The 17,991-nt window shown below is 37.0% G+C and carries 11 protein-coding genes and 3 pseudogenes; 8 read left to right on the top strand and 6 right to left on the bottom strand.

Annotation, left to right across the window (positions count from 1 at the left end; all coding sequences use genetic code 11):
* Window positions 1-17 precede the first annotated feature (17 nt).
* Window positions 18-1,751: a ShlB/FhaC/HecB family hemolysin secretion/activation protein gene (locus tag ACKC4Y_RS04035; RefSeq protein WP_409360892.1), complete on the bottom strand. Its 1,734-nt coding sequence runs from the start codon at window positions 1,749-1,751 to the stop codon at window positions 18-20.
* 1,042 nt (window positions 1,752-2,793) lie between these two features.
* Here ACKC4Y_RS04035 and ACKC4Y_RS04040 point away from each other — a divergent pair.
* The 4 genes and pseudogenes from ACKC4Y_RS04040 to ACKC4Y_RS04055 all read left to right on the top strand — a co-directional run bounded on the left by ACKC4Y_RS04040 (window position 2,794) and on the right by ACKC4Y_RS04055 (window position 11,735).
* Window positions 2,794-7,761: pseudogene (locus ACKC4Y_RS04040) on the top strand (DEAD/DEAH box helicase).
* A gap of 1,617 nt (window positions 7,762-9,378) precedes the next feature.
* Window positions 9,379-10,116: a hypothetical protein gene (locus tag ACKC4Y_RS04045; RefSeq protein ID WP_208439688.1), complete on the top strand. Its 738-nt coding sequence runs from the start codon at window positions 9,379-9,381 to the stop codon at window positions 10,114-10,116.
* Between the two features lie 85 nt (window positions 10,117-10,201).
* Complete coding sequence (locus ACKC4Y_RS04050; protein ID WP_006589463.1) at window positions 10,202-10,858, top strand: hypothetical protein; 657 nt, start codon at window positions 10,202-10,204, stop codon at window positions 10,856-10,858.
* 97 nt (window positions 10,859-10,955) lie between these two features.
* Window positions 10,956-11,735 (top strand): hypothetical protein, encoded by a 780-nt coding sequence (locus ACKC4Y_RS04055; RefSeq protein WP_208439690.1) that lies wholly within the window; start codon window positions 10,956-10,958, stop codon window positions 11,733-11,735.
* A gap of 1,444 nt (window positions 11,736-13,179) precedes the next feature.
* On the opposite strand, the pseudogene ACKC4Y_RS04060 reads toward ACKC4Y_RS04055, so the two are convergent.
* A pseudogene (locus tag ACKC4Y_RS04060) lies at window positions 13,180-13,635 on the bottom strand (hypothetical protein); the annotation flags it as partial.
* 65 nt (window positions 13,636-13,700) lie between these two features.
* Between ACKC4Y_RS04060 and ACKC4Y_RS04065 the strand changes: the two are divergent.
* Window positions 13,701-14,012, top strand: coding sequence for a type II toxin-antitoxin system RelE/ParE family toxin (locus ACKC4Y_RS04065; protein ID WP_017196508.1), 312 nt, complete (start codon window positions 13,701-13,703; stop codon window positions 14,010-14,012).
* Complete coding sequence (locus ACKC4Y_RS04070; RefSeq protein ID WP_114648092.1) at window positions 13,993-14,274, top strand: addiction module antidote protein; 282 nt, start codon at window positions 13,993-13,995, stop codon at window positions 14,272-14,274. The genes ACKC4Y_RS04065 and ACKC4Y_RS04070 overlap by 20 nt, the downstream gene beginning before the upstream one ends.
* A gap of 34 nt (window positions 14,275-14,308) precedes the next feature.
* On the opposite strand, the gene ACKC4Y_RS04075 is transcribed toward ACKC4Y_RS04070, so the two are convergent.
* Together ACKC4Y_RS04075 and ACKC4Y_RS04080 are read right to left on the bottom strand one after the other, a co-directional pair.
* The gene (locus ACKC4Y_RS04075) at window positions 14,309-14,689 is read right to left on the bottom strand and encodes a hypothetical protein (RefSeq protein ID WP_409362055.1); all 381 of its coding nucleotides are present in this window, start codon (window positions 14,687-14,689) and stop codon (window positions 14,309-14,311) included.
* 11 nt (window positions 14,690-14,700) lie between these two features.
* Window positions 14,701-14,952, bottom strand: a pseudogene (locus tag ACKC4Y_RS04080) (hypothetical protein); the annotation flags it as partial.
* 168 nt (window positions 14,953-15,120) lie between these two features.
* On the opposite strand from ACKC4Y_RS04080, the gene ACKC4Y_RS04085 reads away from it, so the two are divergent.
* Together ACKC4Y_RS04085 and ACKC4Y_RS04090 are read left to right on the top strand one after the other, a co-directional pair.
* Entirely contained in the window at window positions 15,121-16,287 is a 1,167-nt protein-coding gene (locus ACKC4Y_RS04085) for a tyrosine-type recombinase/integrase (RefSeq protein ID WP_409362056.1), read from the top strand.
* 206 nt (window positions 16,288-16,493) lie between these two features.
* Window positions 16,494-16,694: a helix-turn-helix transcriptional regulator gene (locus ACKC4Y_RS04090; protein ID WP_004860538.1), complete on the top strand. Its 201-nt coding sequence runs from the start codon at window positions 16,494-16,496 to the stop codon at window positions 16,692-16,694.
* 409 nt (window positions 16,695-17,103) lie between these two features.
* Here ACKC4Y_RS04090 and ACKC4Y_RS04095 read toward each other — a convergent pair whose 3' ends face one another.
* A complete protein-coding gene (locus tag ACKC4Y_RS04095) occupies window positions 17,104-17,343 on the bottom strand; it encodes a hypothetical protein (RefSeq protein WP_246787201.1) in 240 nt (79 codons plus the stop codon).
* 142 nt (window positions 17,344-17,485) lie between these two features.
* The gene (locus tag ACKC4Y_RS04100; RefSeq protein WP_208434556.1) at window positions 17,486-17,962 is read right to left on the bottom strand and encodes a hypothetical protein; all 477 of its coding nucleotides are present in this window, start codon (window positions 17,960-17,962) and stop codon (window positions 17,486-17,488) included.
* Window positions 17,963-17,991: the final 29 nt, after the last annotated feature.

Genomic DNA, 17,991 nt, shown 5'->3' on the forward strand with positions numbered 1-17,991 from the left:
TCCCCAATAAAAAACGCTTAAAGTTCCATTGTTAATGTCATAAAAAATGTTCCTGATTTTTTGTGCTTAACTGTGCTCCAAAAAATACTGGAATAACTGGCATCAAGAGAGACCATGCCTCCCGCAAGCTTGACACCCGCTGTCCAACCGGCAAGCTGATCACTCTTAATCCCATACAAGGGTTGTGCAAAAACACGCCCATAATCCAAACCAACATAAGGGCGAAGTTCACCAAAAACCTTTTTGAAGGTTGCGTGATTGCTCCACGGAATGGTGCGTAGCAACAAATCATTCCGGCTAAAAAAACCGTTATTGCCAAAAAGCAAACTCTCACGCGTGCCACGAACATTGGAGGCGCCCCCCAACGAAATCTGTTCAGCACCCAGTAAATTATGTGGTGAATATTGACCACTCAAAAGATTGCTCAGTATAAAGTCAAAGCCCCCTACCTTAAAAGGCGTCATAACGCTGAGTGTGCCGGTAAATTTGGCAAATTGTGGCTCCGCATCTCCTGCTCCTGGATCGTGCTTCTTGACTGAATGAAACAAGGGGAGTCCTTGCAAATAACTCACATCAAAAGTCCAAGTTCCACCCAGCATCTGGCGCGAATGCGAAATCCCAAAATTGGCGACGCTATATTGACGGCTGCCCACTTCAATCTTATTGCCAAGAAGGTAATTGTTGGTTCTTTTATAAGAAAGACCTAAATTCAAGGTTGTAAGGGAAACACCATCACGATAAAGAACTCTGCTTGTACTGGCGTGTAACTCACTGGAATCCCCCGTCGTCTCAATATCGGTAAAATTGCCAGGAATAATGCTTTGGTAATTATAAACAGTGCCATTCAATCCAAAGGTCCAATAACCATACGGAATACTCACACTCGCTGAAATGTTATTGCTATGTCCTTCTTGCTTGCTCCCACCCCAATAATCTGTCTGACTGCGCTGATAGTTAAAATCCCACGCATCATTCATCCCTAAAATATTTTCTACCCTTAAGCCCGCACTATAACGCGCATAACCCGTGGAAGATTGTCCCATATTGTCATGAGAAACAGTAACCTTGAAAGTTTTATCGGGATGATTGTTAATATTGACAATGGTGCTCCCTTCTTCACGCCCTGGAAGAAGTTCGCTTTGAGCGTGCGCTGAACTCAAACGGTTGATCTGATCAAGCCCCTGTTCAATATCGCGCATGTTCAAAACATGACCTTGAAGCCCAGGAAAAGCACTCCACACAACATTGTTATAACGAGATGCCGGTGAACCATTATAGTAAATCTCTGAGAGCTTGCCCTCAATGACAACAAATTTGAGCGTCTTGCTGTTTTTGATATCTTGATCAGGAATGTAAAAACGCGCCGTCACATAGCCTTGATCCAAATAAACTTTGGTTAACTTCTTGATTAAGAGCTGAATATCGACAAGCCCGATACATCTTCCAACATAAGGCTCTGTTACGGCTGATATAAAGCGCTTTTTGACATGATGCACTCCCTCAACAACAATAGCATGAATGGGAAAACATTGCTTCCCACCCAAAAGCGTTTCTGGATTTTGCTCTGAAGGCGTCTTTATCCTTTTAGGCGTTAAAGCGCGTAATTTCTCAATTCTTTCTAATTGCTGCTTCTCAGATTGTTGGCGAGAAAAATTATCGGTTGGGGAATGAAAAACAGCTGAAGAGCGCGCATAAACACTTACACCTGTAAACAAGCCAAAGAAAACAATAATGGCACGAAAAATTCTCAAAAGAGAACTTTGGCGTAAAAATACAGAAAACAATACAGATTGCCCCGCTTTGCACTATTCATGAAGCATTATTTAAAAGAACTTCATGAACCTCTAACAAGACCACTCAAAACAGCCACTGCCCTATAACGCTTTTAACAAAAGCACATGCCTCTGTTACCAAAGAAAAGTGACACTAGAAAAACTGCTTTATTTAAATTGCTGAAGATTTCTCCCCCACATTTATGTAGAAAGACCTCTAAACAAAACTGTTTAGCGCGTCAATGTTTAATACATCAATATCCCCAGTTTAACGCTACAATATATTTATCAATAATTAGAGATAAATTCACTCTCCAGCTCCTCTAAACCACTCAACACGCATATAAACGAGACATCGTGCTATCAAGCACATTCTGTCGTCAAAAACCATCATAGAAAACAATAAGAAATCTCTTTGAGAGCCTTTCAAGACAATCACGCAAAACTCTTTTAATGGCATTCTCATCAAAGGAACCTTTCTCCAAAAGCAAATGATCTGAGTGACCTTATCAGAAGAGTTTTGTCAGTGTTGTCAGTTCTTTTTAGAGCCTATACTATTTTTTTTAAATGAGAGAAAATTAAAAACATTATATTTCAATACGTTAGTATTTTAAAAACATAACTCATATCACTATTACAATCTTTAAAGATAACTAATGATGTGAATTGATTAAAACTTGTCAGTTATGTGTCAGTAAATTGAACTGACAAAGTGGATTATTTTAGTGCTTCTATAAAACCTATCAAAATACTCATTCTGATATCTTAAAGTACATATTGAATCTGTCTTGATGAACACGTGAAACAAACAGCAAATTTCACTATTTTGCTGATTTTGTCTCGTGTCATGGGCTGTTGATAAACAAGCTTAAAAAGATTTTTTGAAAAAATTTATCCGCTTTGGAATGACTTTAACTCATTTTGCACTCGATATTTGGTTTGAATCAATTTAATAAACTCCATTTTGATTATTTTGAAGAGAATTAATCAATAGAATATATTGCCATGGAGTCTATTCTTTATGCTTCAATCTATTAAGTCTGATAATGAACACGTCACTTTACGCTCTCTGTTGGAATATTATCGTCAACAAGCTAAATCACTTCGTGAATTAGGAACTCTGTTTGAAAACCTTGTCATAGCTTATTTGACGAAAGACCCTCTTCATTATGGACGCTACGAAAAGGTAGAAACCTATTATGAATGGGCTAAAGAGCATGAAGGTTGGAATAAAAATGATATCGGTATTGATTTGGTGGCTAAGCTTCGTCATCAAGAAGGATATGTGGCTATTCAGTGTAAGTGTTATAAAGCAGATCATCAGATTAGTAAAAAGGATATTGATAGCTTTATCGCGGCATCTGGAAAAGACATTTTCAAATATCGTCTTCTCGTTGATAGCACGGAAGTAGAATTAAGTGACAATGTGAATGCCATGATTAAAGGACAAGTGATACCCGTTTATCGTATTGACCTTCGTCATATGGAAAACAGTCGGATAGATTGGCAAATCTATGCAACCAAAAAAGAAGTTCTTCTTAAATCAACAAAAGAGCCTCGTCCCCATCAAGAAGAAGCCATCAAGAAAGTCTGTGAAGGGTTAAAAGAAGCAGATCGTGGCAAGCTGATTATGGCATGTGGAACGGGGAAGACTTTCACAAGCCTTAAGATAGCAGAACACATAGCAGGAAAAGGCAAGCGTGTTTTGTTTCTGGTACCTTCTCTGGCTTTAGTCTCGCAAACAATCCGTGAATGGACAGCCGATGCACAAGTGCCTTTACGCTCCTTTGCCGTGTGTTCCGATACACAAGTGGGAAAGCGTCGTAAAAACCAAGATGATATTGTTGGCATGGAAACATCAGACCTTGTTCTCCCTGCTACAACAGATGCGAAAGCCCTTGCCAAAGAAGCTTGTGAAAACCTAGCAGATGCAATGACGGTCATCTTTTCAACCTATCATTCTATCCAAGTGATTTCGGATGCACAAAAAGAGCATGGTTTACCCGAATTTGATTTGATCATCTGTGATGAAGCCCATAGAACGACTGGAGCTTCATTGGGAAGTGAAGACAATGAATCCGAATTTATCAAGGTTCACGATAACAGCATCATTCGGGGCAAAAAACGTCTGTATATGACAGCAACGCCGCGTATCTTTAGTGACACTGCTAAAAGGCGCGCTGATGAGATTAATGCCGTTCTCGCCTCTATGGATGATGAAGCACTTTATGGCAAACAACTCCATCATTATACATTCGCGGAAGCTGTCGATAATGAACTTTTAACTCCTTACAAGATTGTGGTCTTGGGTATTAATGAAACCTATATCACACCAGCCATACAGGAGATTATTGCCAATGAAAACCGTGAAATTGATTTAGATGATGCGGCAAAAATTATTGGCTGTTATAGAGCACTTACCAAAATAGATAAGCAAGCGGCTGTTGATGATGATGATACAGAGCCCATGCAATGTGCTTTAGCTTTTTGCAAAGATATCAATACCTCTCAATATATAACAAAGCTCTTTAATAAAATTATCAAATCTCATATTGATGATTTCCTTCAAACCGTTCCCTTTCTGAACTGTGAAGTAAGACATATTGACGGAACGCAAAGTGTCAAAAAGCGCAATGAGGAACTGGATTGGCTTAAAGAAGATGCTGGGAACAATGTTTGTCGGATCTTAAGCAATGTTCGGTGTCTTTCAGAAGGGATTGATGTCCCTGCTCTTGATGCCATCATGTTTTTACACCCGCGTAATAGCCAAGTCGATGTGATACAGGCGGTAGGGCGTGTGATGCGCCGTGCTCCAAATAAGAAAACGGGCTATATCATTTTACCCATTATCATTCCTTCACACTTAGAAGCCAAAAAAGCTTTAAAAAACAATAAGAGATACCGTGTTGTTTGGCAAGTTTTGCATGCTTTACATTCTCATGATGAAAGGCTTGCTCGGACAATTAATCAAATGTCTTTAGGACAAGATAGCAGCCATACGATTGAGATTATAGAAATTAAGCGTGAGGATGAATTAAAAGAGCTTACCACAACGGTTGATGAGATCTCGATACCATCAAAAGCAGAAAGTTCTGGACGTGTCATTGGAACAGCAGAAAGCAAATCTCAATCGGTATCTGGAGGACAAGGAGACTTATTCCCCCGTTCTGAATTTTTTGATTTTGTCAAAGCCATTTTTCTGGATAGTTTTAAAATCACGGATTATTGGGGCATTTGGGCGAACAATGTTGCTGAGATTGCTCAAAACCATATCAATCATCTTAAAGATATGATTTCCGATGAAAAGAGTGAAGCCTTTCACGCCTTTGATGCATTCCATAAGGAATTAAAGAACAACGTCAACAGTGAAATCAAGCAAGAGGAAGCCATTGAGATGTTAGCGCAACATCTTGTCACGCGTCCCGTGTTTGAAGCTTTATTTGACGGTAATGAATTTGTACAGAACAATGCCATTTCACAAGCAATGGACAAGATCTTAAGAGAACTGGATAAAACGAACATTGAAGAAAAAACCAAAGATCTTGATAAATTTTACAAAAGTGTCACGTTCTGTACAGCAGGTATTACAGAAACTCATGCAAAACAGAATCTTATTATCAAACTTTATGAAAGTTTTTTTGCCAAGGCATTTAAGAAAACCACGGATAGGCTTGGGATTGTTTATACGCCCGTTGAGGTTGTTGATTTTATCATTCATTCTGTTGATGATGTGTTGCGTAATGAGTTTGGAACAAGCTTGGGGTCACGGGGTGTTTCTATTCTTGACCCTTTCACTGGAACGGGTACTTTTATCACGCGGCTTTTACAATCCAATCTCATCAAACCAGAGGATATGGAATATAAGTTCCGTCATGATATCCATGCCAATGAGATTGTTTTACTTGCCTATTACATAGCAGCGATTAACATTGAATCGACTTATCATAGTATCATGAAAGGTGAGTATATTCCTTTTAAGCATATTGGTTTGACTGATACGTTTCAGATGCTTGAAGAGAAAAATCTTTTACAGGAATTATTCAAAGAAAACAGTGAATATTTAGAGCATCAAAAGAAACTAAATATTGAAGTTATCTTTGGTAACCCTCCTTATTCGGTAGGACAAAAAAGCGAAAACGACAATGCAAAGAATACTCCCTACCCGATATTAGATGATCGCATTCGTGAAACTTATGCTGCTCAATCTAAAGTAACAAATATACGAGCACTTTATGATAGCTATATCCGCGCTATTCGTTGGGCAAGTGACCGTATTGATAATGCTGGGGTAATCGGTTTTGTTTCTGGTTCAAGCTATATAGAAAAGCCAGCAATGGATAGTTTACGAAAATCTTTAGCCCAAGAATTTACGAGTATTTATGTGCTTAATTTACGAGGTGATATCCGTAAAAATATGATGAACAAAAATAACGCTCAAGAAGGAGAGAATATTTTTGGCAATGGTAGTATGACGGGTATTGCCGTAACATTATTTATTAAAAATCCCAATGTTTCTGGAGATTGTAAAATTTACTATCATGATATTGGAGATAATCTTTCCACCGAAAAAAAACTTGAGATGCTTCAGTACTTTGGTAGTGTTGGTGGTATTACACGTGAAAACGGTTGGAAAATAATTACACCAGACAAGCATAATGATTGGCTTGGTCAACGTGATGATAGTTTCAAGACATTCCTAGCTCTAGGTATTAAAAAAGGTCATGGTAAAAAGCTCTTTGAAACTTATTCTCGTGGTATTATGAGCAGTCGTGATGCTTGGGTATATAACTCAAGCAGTGAAGTTTTAGCTAAAAATATGAGTAATATGATTACTTTTTATAACAGCGAAGTGAAACGTTTTAATGATGCTTTCCCACATACTGACTGCAAAACACGCGAAAATTCTGTAAACAATTTTGTAAATTTGGATGCAAGTAGAATTAGTTGGAGTCGTGCACTTAAATAACATTTAGCTAAAGGAAAGATTTTTGAATTTGAGACTACATGCCTTACGCAAAGTTTGTATCGTCCATTTACACGACAGTGGCTCTATTATAGTCGTGCCTTTAATGAAATGGTTTATCAAATGCCGCGGATATTCCCTATAGAGCAAGCGGTTGAAAATAAGGTCATACAAATTTCAGGTATGGGAACTCAATCAGGTTTTTCTGTTTTGATATCTAAGTCTATACTTGATCTTCATGTTGTGCATAATGGTCAATGTTTTCCACGCTATATTTACGAAGACACTCCGGTTTCAAAAGATAGAAACAAGAAACAAACTCATTTATTTACGAATTCTATAGAAAAAAGCATCAATGCTGATTTACAGAGGCGTGATGCTATTACTGATGAGGGGCTAGAACATTTTAAAGCCGCTTATCCTAATGAAACCATAACAAAAGATGATCTATTCTATTATGTTTATGGTCTACTTCATTCGGAAGATTATCGTGCTCGTTATGCTGATAACCTCTCTAAAGAATTGCCTCGTATCCCTTGTGTAAAAACTGCTGAAGATTTTTGGAAGTTTGTAACAGCAGGACGTGAATTGGGTCATTTGCACGTAAACTATGAAACTGTAGAACCTTATCCAGTGACCTTTAAAAAAGGCAATCCTAAACAGACTGATATCTTTAATCCCGAAAAATTTTACTACGTTACAGAAATGAGATTTTTTGGGAATAGTAAGGAAAAGGATAAATCAACTGTTTTTTACAATAGCAATATCACAATAACAGATATCCCTCTTGAAGCTTATGCGTATATCGTCAATGGTAAACCAGCTCTTGAATGGGTTATGGGGCGTCAATGTGTAAAGACTGATAAAAAGAGTGGCATTGTGAATGATGCCAATCACTATGCTGTTGAAACCGTTGGCAACCCTGCTTATCCATTAGAGTTGTTTCAAAGGGTTATTACCGTAAGTTTAGAAACAATGAAAATTGTTAAGAACTTACCAAAATTAGAAATAAGAGAAACCGAATAGATTTGGCATGCTCAGATGATAGGCATATTAACCTCACAAAGGGGTATAAGGTCTTATACCTATAGGGGGGGCTCTATACCCCTTTTATAAATTGCTTACATAACATCTTAAAAGGAGTGTTTATATGCGTTATTCTAAAAAGAAATCATTTGCACTTTTAAATACTCTTATTTGGATTGCCTTTAAGATTTATAAGAAATCCACTCTTAAACAGAATTAGATTTTTTTACATTGCCTTTAAAAGATTATATCGCAATCTCAAATGATAGCTTTATCCTTTTCAAAAGCTTTGTTTAAAAAGAGTTATGTATATTCATTTTCTTATATTACTTATAGGTTTTGAAGGTTTCTCAAACCCTCAAAATACCCTCAAAAATATACCGTGGGTTGTATTTATAGGTTGTGTCTTGATATAGGTTGTTTATTAAAAAATAACTTATTGAAATATAATAACTTTTATTTTTTGATTGAAAAAAAATATATAAAGGGGGTAAAGGGAACCCTCAAAATCCTCAAAACTAACAACCGTAAGGATCTTGATAACATTTCTTATGAGTTACAAGCCATCTTTTGAAGGGCTTTAAAGGATCGCATGTTTTTTTAAGACGTGGTTTAATCACTCACTAAAATCATCATTTTGTCAGTTCAATTTACTGACAGATAACTGACAAATATATGTTATTGATTGTATTTATGGGTTGTATCTTAATAAGGGTTGTATCATTAAAATACTAACATATTGAAATATAATGTTTTTAGTTTTTACGCATTTAAAAAAAATAATAGAGGGTCTAAAAAGAACTGACTAAACTGACAAAAATGACAAAAGTCTATTAAAAGGGATTTTGCTCATCTCTATAATGATCAGTTTCTATTGAGATGTTTTCATAACGGTTTATAAATCACAATTATCCTATTTATCATTTCTCTTATGAAAATGAAAAATGATGCCATGGCTATAAAGCAAATAACAGCTATAAAGCATGCGTGAAAAAAGCAGGCTTTCATAATCATATGCAAATGAAAGCATTTGTTTATAAAGACAGTCCCTATAAAAGCTGTTAAGTTGCAAATGTGTTATTAAAAGAAATCAACAGAAATCTTAAAAACCATTTAGTAAAAAACATGATAGGTTATAAAGATAAAAATACGCATTAAGAGAGCGTTTCTAAATATTATAAATGTATAGATTCAGAAAATAACGCAATCGTTTAAGAAAGCATATAATATAGCGTTAAACGCACATAAATATAAAAGAAGAAATTAATAAGCATAAGATATTATCAATACACAACGTATTTAAAAAATACAAAAAATATCACAAAAGATAAAATATTATTTGACAATAAATACGTATTTTGTTATATAAATATTCAAGTGATGAAAAACACTTTAAACAGTAAGCGGACAGATTACGAAACAATCTTTCCAAAGCTTTTAAAACTGGCTATCTTTTGTGCTTTAATTAGCATATATGATGATTTTGTCGGGTGTAGTTACGCCATAAAATACCCTTATGGGAAAAGCGTAACAACGGACTTACTGCCGTGTTTTTCAACACCCGGCAATCCTTGTAGGATTGTCAATGAAAAACGTCTAATCAGTAAGGTTTTAACTATGACAAATATCTCAAAAAACACCCCCGTTAATAAACAAGAGCCTGCAAAAAAATACGAATTTATTGATGATTGTGAATATATCGATGGTCATTTCTTAACTCGAATTAGAGCCTTAAGAGATTTTGATGATGTCAAAAAAGGTGACCTCGGTGGCTATATTGAAAATGAAGATAACCTCTCTCATGAGGGTAATTGCTGGGTGTATAATAAAGCGCGGGTCTTTCAAAATGCACGCGTCTTTGGAAATGCTAAAGTAAAAAGCTTTTTTGTTGATGTTTATGGCAATGCTCAAATTTATGGGAATGCTATTTTTGAAGGTATGACATTAAAGGACAATGCAAAGCTGTCGGGCAATGCGCATGCGAGCAACGCCGTGATTATTGAAGGCAATGCTCAAATTTATGATAACGCCCGTGTCACTGATCATGCTCATATTTCTGATAATGCCGTCATTTGTGATGATGCTCATGTCGGTGGCAATGCAAAAATAAGTGGCTCTGCTTATATCTGTGATGAATCGCGTGTTTTTGATGATGCTGTTATTTGTGATGCTCTTGTCTCAGGCAATTCTTATATTCATAGCAATGCCTCTCTAACTGCTAATGAAGATATCTGTGATGATGCATATCCCGAATTTGGTAGCGAAGATGATTATTATCGTCATGAGTATTATGCTGATTGTGAGGGGTATTATGATCATGATGATAACAGCGAATATGAAACTGAAGCTGCGTAAATAAGATGCGGCGGTGCGGGGGCGCCTGCTTTCTAACCAAATTCTTTCATTCAAAAATTAAATCTCTTTATAAAGGAATTGTGCCATGCAAAAGAAATTTGCACTCACAAATGAGACACGTGTAATTAATAATCATACCCTTTATCGTATTAAAGCATTAAAAGACTTTGCTGATGTTAAAGCAGGTACTTTAGGGGGCTTTATTGAAAAGGAAAGTAACCTCTCTCATGAGGGTAATTGCTGGGTCTATGATAAGGCTTGTGTTTATAATAATGCTCATGTTTCTGATCACGCTACAGTCTGTGATTACGCTAGTGTTTTCGATAATGCAAAAATTGAAGGCAATGCTAAAGTTTTTGATTGTGCAACAATTTATGACAATGCAAGGGTTGCTGATCATGCCTTGGTTTTTGGAAGAACTTATGTTTACGATCATGCCTGCGTTTTGAATCATGCTGAAGTATCTGACAGGGCTGTTATAAAAGGTCATGCTAAAATCTATGATAATGCTTTATTAACTGGATATGCACAAGCTTATGGCAATGCAAGAATTTATGACAATGCTCAAGTTTGGTTTTTTGCTGTGGTTTGTGATGATGTTTGTATTTATGAAAATGCAAAAATTACAGGCTATACATACATTTGCGATAAAGTGAGTGTTTTTGGCAATTCATATATAGATACCAAAAAATTGAATGGTCATATCAAAATTTGTGATCACACCATAAAAGACGCTGCGTAAATAAGATGCGGGCGGTGCGGGGGCGCCCCTCTTTCAAATTTCCCATTCCAAATTTTCCTAACCGTTTAACACATATCTATTATGTGAGGGTATCTCTATGTCTCAAAAATATGAATTAACTAGTGAAATTAAACAAATCAAACATGCTCTTACTCGAAATATTATAAACCTTTATCGCATTCGTGCTTTAAAAGATTTTGATGATATCAAAGCTGGCGATCTAGGCGGCTTTATTGAAAAGGAAGTTAACCTATCCCATGATGGCAATTGCTGGGTTTATGATAATGCGTGGGTTTATGGCTATGCCCGTGTTTATGAAAATGCAAAAATACGCCATTATTCGCAAGTCTGTGGTCATGTCTATGGCAATGCGGAGGTCTATGGAAGGGCTTTTATCTCTCAATATGCTAAAGTTTATGACCATGCTTTTGTCTATGGCAATGCGCATGTTTATGGGAATATTTATGGCAATGCTCATGTAAGTGGCACTGCCCGCGTTTTTGCTGATGCTCATATTTATGACCATGCGCATGTTTCTTATGATGCTGCGGTTTTTAGTTATGCGCGCGTCTATGGTCATGCCAAGGTTTCTGGCTCGGCTTGCATTTATAGCCATGGAAAGGTTTATAATTATGCTGTTATTAATGGTCGTGCAAAAATTTATGGCAAGGTCTATGGCTCTGCTAGCGTGGGGGGCTCTTGTGAGGTTTATGGCTCTGTTTATGGCAATGCAAAAATCTCATATTGTGCCAAGGTCTGGGGGCGTGCTTATGGCAATGCAAAAATCAATAAAAAAAGCAAAGTAAGGTTGGTTCCAAAAAATTGTGAGGTGTATGAAAGCGATAAGCTTGTCAATATAACCGATAAAACAGAATAAAAACACGCATGGGGGGCGTGCATTCTTTATGGTTATAAACGCATATAAAATGCATTGCTAATAAACATATCATAAAAGAGAGAGTTTAAAAAAGAAAGCCGTGCCAAATGATATGACGCGGCTTTCAAATGTCGATTCTAATGATTAAAATTAATCACCTATATGGAGTAATGAATGCATATATACAAAACGTATCATATTGCAAGCGCTCTATGAGAGATATGAAAACTTATCAAAAAAAACGTAAACGATGCCTATGATCTTTAATCACTCATTTGAATTTATAGAGCCGATAAACGCTTTTATGGCTTCAAACGTATCAAACAAATCAAAACGCTTGGTAGCTTTAACAAAACGGTTTTTACATTTACAAGCATTGGTTTTTAAAACAATCTCTCATAAGACAATAAACAACCGCTTTTATAAAATGTAAAGTTTTCAAAATTTTGCTCTGCTGTGAAAGCTAAATCTTAGTTTTTTCGTAAATGAAACGTTCTTAAGCAAATGAAAAAATAATAAGCTTATAAAGCATCAGTTTCAAACGTTTAAACGTGCATTTAGAAAGGGTCTCATAAGCGTATTTTTAAACTATAACTTTTAAAACGTTTCTTAGTACCAAGTCTAAAGTAGATAGTCATTCTACTGCCATGGCATTGTCGCTTCCATTTTTTTGTGGAAGCGAATACAGTTGCGTCCTTCAAAACTAGCTATGCACTATATTCATTAAAAGGATTTTGATTTCATAAGATATAATGTTTTGAATTTCATTACCTTTATTTCCTACCTCGGTAAAAAAATACCGTGGTTTTAAAAACGATCTTGTCTTTAAATCCTTTTATGCAATCTTTATGAATTAAACCTATAAGCTTATGAATGCTTCAAACAGTTAATTTCTTTAATGCCATTTTAAAGGTTTTTCCCAATTTTGGGGAAAATTATATGATCTCTATTTTCTATAAATGCGTATCTTTTGATACAATTTACCTTATAACAATTTCAAACGATTACCCTCTTATAGGTAATAAAATATTGCTATAACATCTTTAGATTTTGCACTCCCCAATTTTGGGGACCGCAAATCTTGTGTTTTTATCATGCAATTAATAATCCAATCTTTAAAACAAGATGTGATCTTTAAACGTATGTTATTGATAATTCCAAACAACTAAATTTTAAACAATGTGATTTGTGCTGTGATAAAAACGTATCATAGAATTTATAAACTGTTATGAATGATAACAGCTTTTCATTTCATTTGAATGCACACATGCGTTATAACATTTACATCATGATTTGCTTTTTATGGTCTATTCATACATGGCAATCTTATGTAAAAAATAATCAAATGAATCACGTATAAAAAAATGGATTCTTAAGTGGATTCTTATAAAATAATTGCAAACAACATATTGACTTTATTGTGTTTTTTGATATTATACCGAATATAGGCTCTATCCGGTGTGGGATAAAGATGTAATCTCTTATCAAAATAGCTATAACAAACCGGCGTTCCTTGCTGCTCTGATGATAACAAAGGCTCTAAAGAAAGATGGCTTCTCCGCTCTAATTCAAACTTATTATTCCCTGAGTTAAGAAAGACTGTTTTGATTTTGACAGCCGTTTCAATATGGCGGGTATCTGCCGCATCATAAACACCTTGACCCGATCGTGTCTGAAACACCACATCACGGCTTTCGTTAAAGTAAAAGGTCTCCCGCTCACAAAAACGAATGGCTGCAAAAATACTTTCTTGGATTTGATGAACATACTCATCCGCTATGTCATCAATCTCATTCTGAATCACCGATACAAGGTGCGCTAATGTTCCTCTGTGTCGAAAAACATCTTGGCTATCCTGTATCGGTCCTCCTGTCCTTATCGTGATATAGTGACGCGTCATCAAAATACCTTTCTGTAAAAATTATTACTATTGATATTATATATTTTGTGTATTATAATGCACTGATGGTAGCGATAATAAAAACAACAGATGAATTCGATAACTGGTTAGAAAAACTTAAAGACAGAAAAGCTGCTAATATAATTCTTGCAAGGCTTCATAGAATTCGTTCAGGGCTTTTGGGTGATGCAAAGTTTTTTAATGGTATAGGTGAATTACGTATCCACTATGGTGCTGGTTACCGAATTTATTTTACAAAAAAAGGCGATAAAATCATTATATTGCTTTGTGGTGGTGACAAATCCACACAATCCAGTGATATTCAAAAAGCCTTATCTCTTTTAGAGGATCTTAAAAATGAAATTGAAAACCTTTAACTTTGAAAAACACCTCACAACACCAGAATCTCAAGAAGTCTTTTTAAATGAAGCCTTCAAAACAGGTGATGCTGCTCACATAGCGGATGCCCTTGGCATTGTTGCTAGAGCACAAAATATGAGTGCTTTAGCAAAAGAAACCAATCGCGAACGCAGTGGATTATACCGCTCTTTAAGCAAAACAGGTGACCCTAAACTTTCTACCTTAGTCGCTGTCTTATCTGCCCTTAATTTGCAACTCTCTGTACAATCTGCTCCATAAATCGTGAGGGGAATTAAGCCTTCCCCTATACCTCTCAACGATTGGTCACGAATTCAACGACTATACTTGCTTGACCAGCTTGTACCGTTTTGTCCGCTTTGGCATAGAGAGTAAGTTCTTCATCATAAGGGACAAACTCCTTCTGATTGGTTGGCTTAACCTCTTTGACTGCCTGTTGTTTGATTTCTGCTTCACCAAACTCTGTCCCTCCAGCAGTGCTGCCTATTTTTACCTTAGTGTCCGAAAACGCCGTCTTGACGTACACTTTAATTGAAGTAATTAAAGCACCTCGAGGTAGCGTACCTATTCTCATAGCGTTTTCTTTGTCTTGGTAACTAAAATTAAGCCGCAAAAAGCTTACCTGCTGGGTATGAAGATTTCTCCCTTGTAAGGGCTGTGGTAAATAATCTGCCATATCTTATCCCCTCAATTATTTGTAACAAATTGTACAACCACAACACATTCACCAGCATCTGTTGTTTTGTCTCGTGTTGCATAAAGGGTAACTTCCTTATCATCTGCTACAAAAGACTTTTGATCTGTTGGCGTAAAATCTTGCGTGCCTTGGGCTTTGATGTCCTTTTCACTGAACTCAGTGCCTCCATAGGTACTTCCTATCTTCAACTTCGCTTCCGAAAACGCTGTCTTAACAAACGCTTTAATCGAAGTGTTCAAGGCATTGATTTATAATTATAATTTAGCGTTGTTCATATTGAATGAGAACCCCGAATAACGTAAGATTCTCTCATTTCAAATCTGTGTATCTTGAATCAATCAAAACCACTCATTTGCACATCACAAGTGGGATGAGTGTGTGGATCAAATTTGTATAAGAAAGGACTAAAAATGGCTCTTATGAACCGTCTTAATGCAAGGTCTGTCGCAACATTGGGGGCTGGAAAATATAATGATGGTGCCGGCTTGCTTCTTCACAAGCGTAAAGATGGAGGTGCTCAATGGATTTTACGGTATACCATTCATGGTCGGCGCCGTGAAATGGGCTTGGGTGCGTTGCGAGATGTTTCTTTAAAACAAGCTCGTGAATGTGCAATGCAATGGCGGTCTGTTCTTCGTGAAGGGCGTGACCCCATTAAAGAACGCAATAAACAAAAGCGTGAGGCAATAAGCAATCTCCATTATTTAAAAGATATCGCTTTAGATGCTTTTGAAACTCGTAAAGCTGAACTAAAAGGTGACGGTAAAGATGGAACTTGGTTTTTACCATTACGCCTTCATATTCTTCCCAAATTAGGCTGTTTGCCCGTTTCAGAGATTACTCAAACAGAGATACGCAATGTGCTTGCCCCTATTTGGCATACAAAAGCTAAAACTGCTCGAACAGCATTGATGCGTCTTAATCTTTGTCTTAAACATGCTGCTGCCTTAGGATTGGATGTTGATTTACAGGCAACAGAAAAAGCACAAGCTTTATTAGGCAAACAACGCCATAAGATCACGAATAGACCAGCTATGGATTGGAAGGATGTCCCAGCCTTTTATCAAACGCTTTGTAAAACAACAACCATAACATATCTGGCATTACGTTTGCTTATTTTGACAGGCGTTCGCACATATCCTTTGCGTCATATTCATAAAGATCAAGTCGATGGCGATATATGGACTATTCCTGCTGAGAATATGAAAGGGAAACGCGATGCTACAACAGAGTTTCGCGTGCCCTTATCAACAGAGGCATTAGAAATCTTAAAACAAGCCCGCTTGCTCTCTCGCAATAATTTCTTCTTTTCTGCAACCGGTCGCGGTCCCCTCGCTGCACGCTGTATGTCACAATATATGCAACGCGCTGGTCTTAAAGCCTGCCCCCATGGATTTCGTTCTAGTTTACGCGATTGGCTTGCTGAAACAACTGATGCCCCTTATGAGGTCGCTGAAACCATTTTAAGTCATACGGTCGGAGGACAAGTAGAGCGTGCCTATCGTCGCACTGATTATCTAGAACAGCGTCGTATCTATATGGATAAATGGGCAGCATATGTCACTGGTCAATCTTAAGATATGGGGTGCATAACCCCATGATCTGTGGATAACTTTAGCTCTCTGTTCTCTCATATCATCTCAATAAGATTCATAAATTATCACATCAGAAAAACTATAATAAAACACTGTTTTTTATAGACTAAATACCTTTCATATGATGTAAAATATGGTTAATAAATAGTTATGATTTGTTCTCATTTTTTGATAGAAAGGATTTTAGTATGACAGAAAATGATATTCTTTTGACAGACCGTGAAAGTGCAAAACTGCTTCATATGAGTGTTTCGACATTCCGCCGTCATGTGACCAATGGATCTTTACCAAAACCTTTAAAATTTGGTTTTTTATCGCGTTGGTTACAATCGGATCTTATCAATGTCATCGAGCAAGCGAAACAGCAACGTTATAACGACGCGGCATAAAAAGAAAACCTTGTTACGTAAAGACGAACAAGGCTTTCTCAAGCTCATCAACCTAGAGATAACAAAATCCGTCTTGTATCGCAACCTGGTTATAGGATTACTAAGTACATTCTACGCCATATTGCTTTACATACAATATTGAGATGTTGGATTGAGAAAACAATCCCGCCATTCCAAGCGAAGGCAAGGAGGGCGGATTGTTGATCATCACAAACAGAAAAACTTACGGCTGGCATTCAAGTGCATTTTTATATTTTTTACAATAAGGGCTATTTAAGCGTCTCTCAACACTTCGTTGAGGCATGACAGCACCAGGACGACATATGGGAAGATTAAATGCTGATCCCATCGCTGCTGGCTTGAGCATGTGCACTGTTGGTTATATCACTGGTGCTGATGCTTCCTGTGATCAGGCTGTTTTTTCTGCCGGCGCGGTACCAGCGATAATATCGGCTCCAACACCATGGATGCTGCCTTTGTGGGCTTGCATGTTGACAGCGCGTCCTGCTTCTATTGTTGTGCTCATCGCGGTGAAAGCTTGAGAAGAAGCTTCTGCTTTCTTAAAGCCCACTGTCATACTGCCAGATGCACCAGCCTCGGTCAAACCGCTTAACGTATCCTGTGGATTGCCCCACGACTTTGGCTTCAAAATACGCATCCCCCGTAATGAAACCTCACCCTGCCTTATTGTCGACTATCTTAACCACCAAATTAAAAGTGCCCGTTGCGTGGATAAAGAAGGAAACAGCTTTGATCCTCTACTTCATTCGTGATTTTATCCAACGACCTTTTTAACGATGGGGAGAACGCTTTGGTGATCGCTTTTGTAAAGCTTTTTGCTTTTGCTGACGTTTTCTTTCATCCTCAAAATGCGTTAGTAAAGCGCGTTCCTGTTTCGTTTTGTTGGTCACACCAAAGGTGTCATTGTCCATAAATTGCTGATATCCAGCTAGCATCAAATTAGCTAAAAACGAGTCACTTTTCAGAGGTTGTACAAAATAGAGCCCTTTTGAATCTTGCAATTTATACCGGAAACCTGCTTTTTTCATGCACTCATAAACTGAGGCAAATTCATTTGCATACGAATTCATATCACTAGAAGAAGCATAGACTGGTTTCCAACCACATTTTGATAAGGATTGTTGGATCATCGCTTTATCGACACCTGGTTTTTCCCATAATGCTAAAGTTGATGGAGGAGGTTGGTTAACACATCCAGCTGTATTTAAGAGAGCTATGCAACTCAATAGTTTTAAGATTTTCTTCATTTTTTCCCTCTTTCAATGGATTTATTTAC

Source organism: Bartonella heixiaziensis (assembly GCF_046245125.2).
GTDB classification, from domain to species: Bacteria; Pseudomonadota; Alphaproteobacteria; order Rhizobiales; family Rhizobiaceae; genus Bartonella; species Bartonella heixiaziensis.

Bases quoted from the DNA above. Each gene is read 5' to 3' on its own strand.
- ACKC4Y_RS04045 (WP_208439688.1), top strand. From the start codon at position 9,379: ATGACAAATATCTCAAAAAACACCCCCGTTAATAAACAAGAGCCTGCA.
- ACKC4Y_RS04050 (WP_006589463.1), top strand. From the start codon at position 10,202: ATGCAAAAGAAATTTGCACTCACAAATGAGACACGTGTAATTAATAAT.
- ACKC4Y_RS04055 (WP_208439690.1), top strand. From the start codon at position 10,956: ATGTCTCAAAAATATGAATTAACTAGTGAAATTAAACAAATCAAACAT.
- ACKC4Y_RS04065 (WP_017196508.1), top strand. From the start codon at position 13,701: ATGGTAGCGATAATAAAAACAACAGATGAATTCGATAACTGGTTAGAA.
- ACKC4Y_RS04070 (WP_114648092.1), top strand. From the start codon at position 13,993: ATGAAATTGAAAACCTTTAACTTTGAAAAACACCTCACAACACCAGAA.
- ACKC4Y_RS04075 (WP_409362055.1), bottom strand. From the start codon at position 14,689: ATGGCAGATTATTTACCACAGCCCTTACAAGGGAGAAATCTTCATACC.
- ACKC4Y_RS04085 (WP_409362056.1), top strand. From the start codon at position 15,121: ATGGCTCTTATGAACCGTCTTAATGCAAGGTCTGTCGCAACATTGGGG.
- ACKC4Y_RS04090 (WP_004860538.1), top strand. From the start codon at position 16,494: ATGACAGAAAATGATATTCTTTTGACAGACCGTGAAAGTGCAAAACTG.
- ACKC4Y_RS04100 (WP_208434556.1), bottom strand. From the start codon at position 17,962: ATGAAGAAAATCTTAAAACTATTGAGTTGCATAGCTCTCTTAAATACA.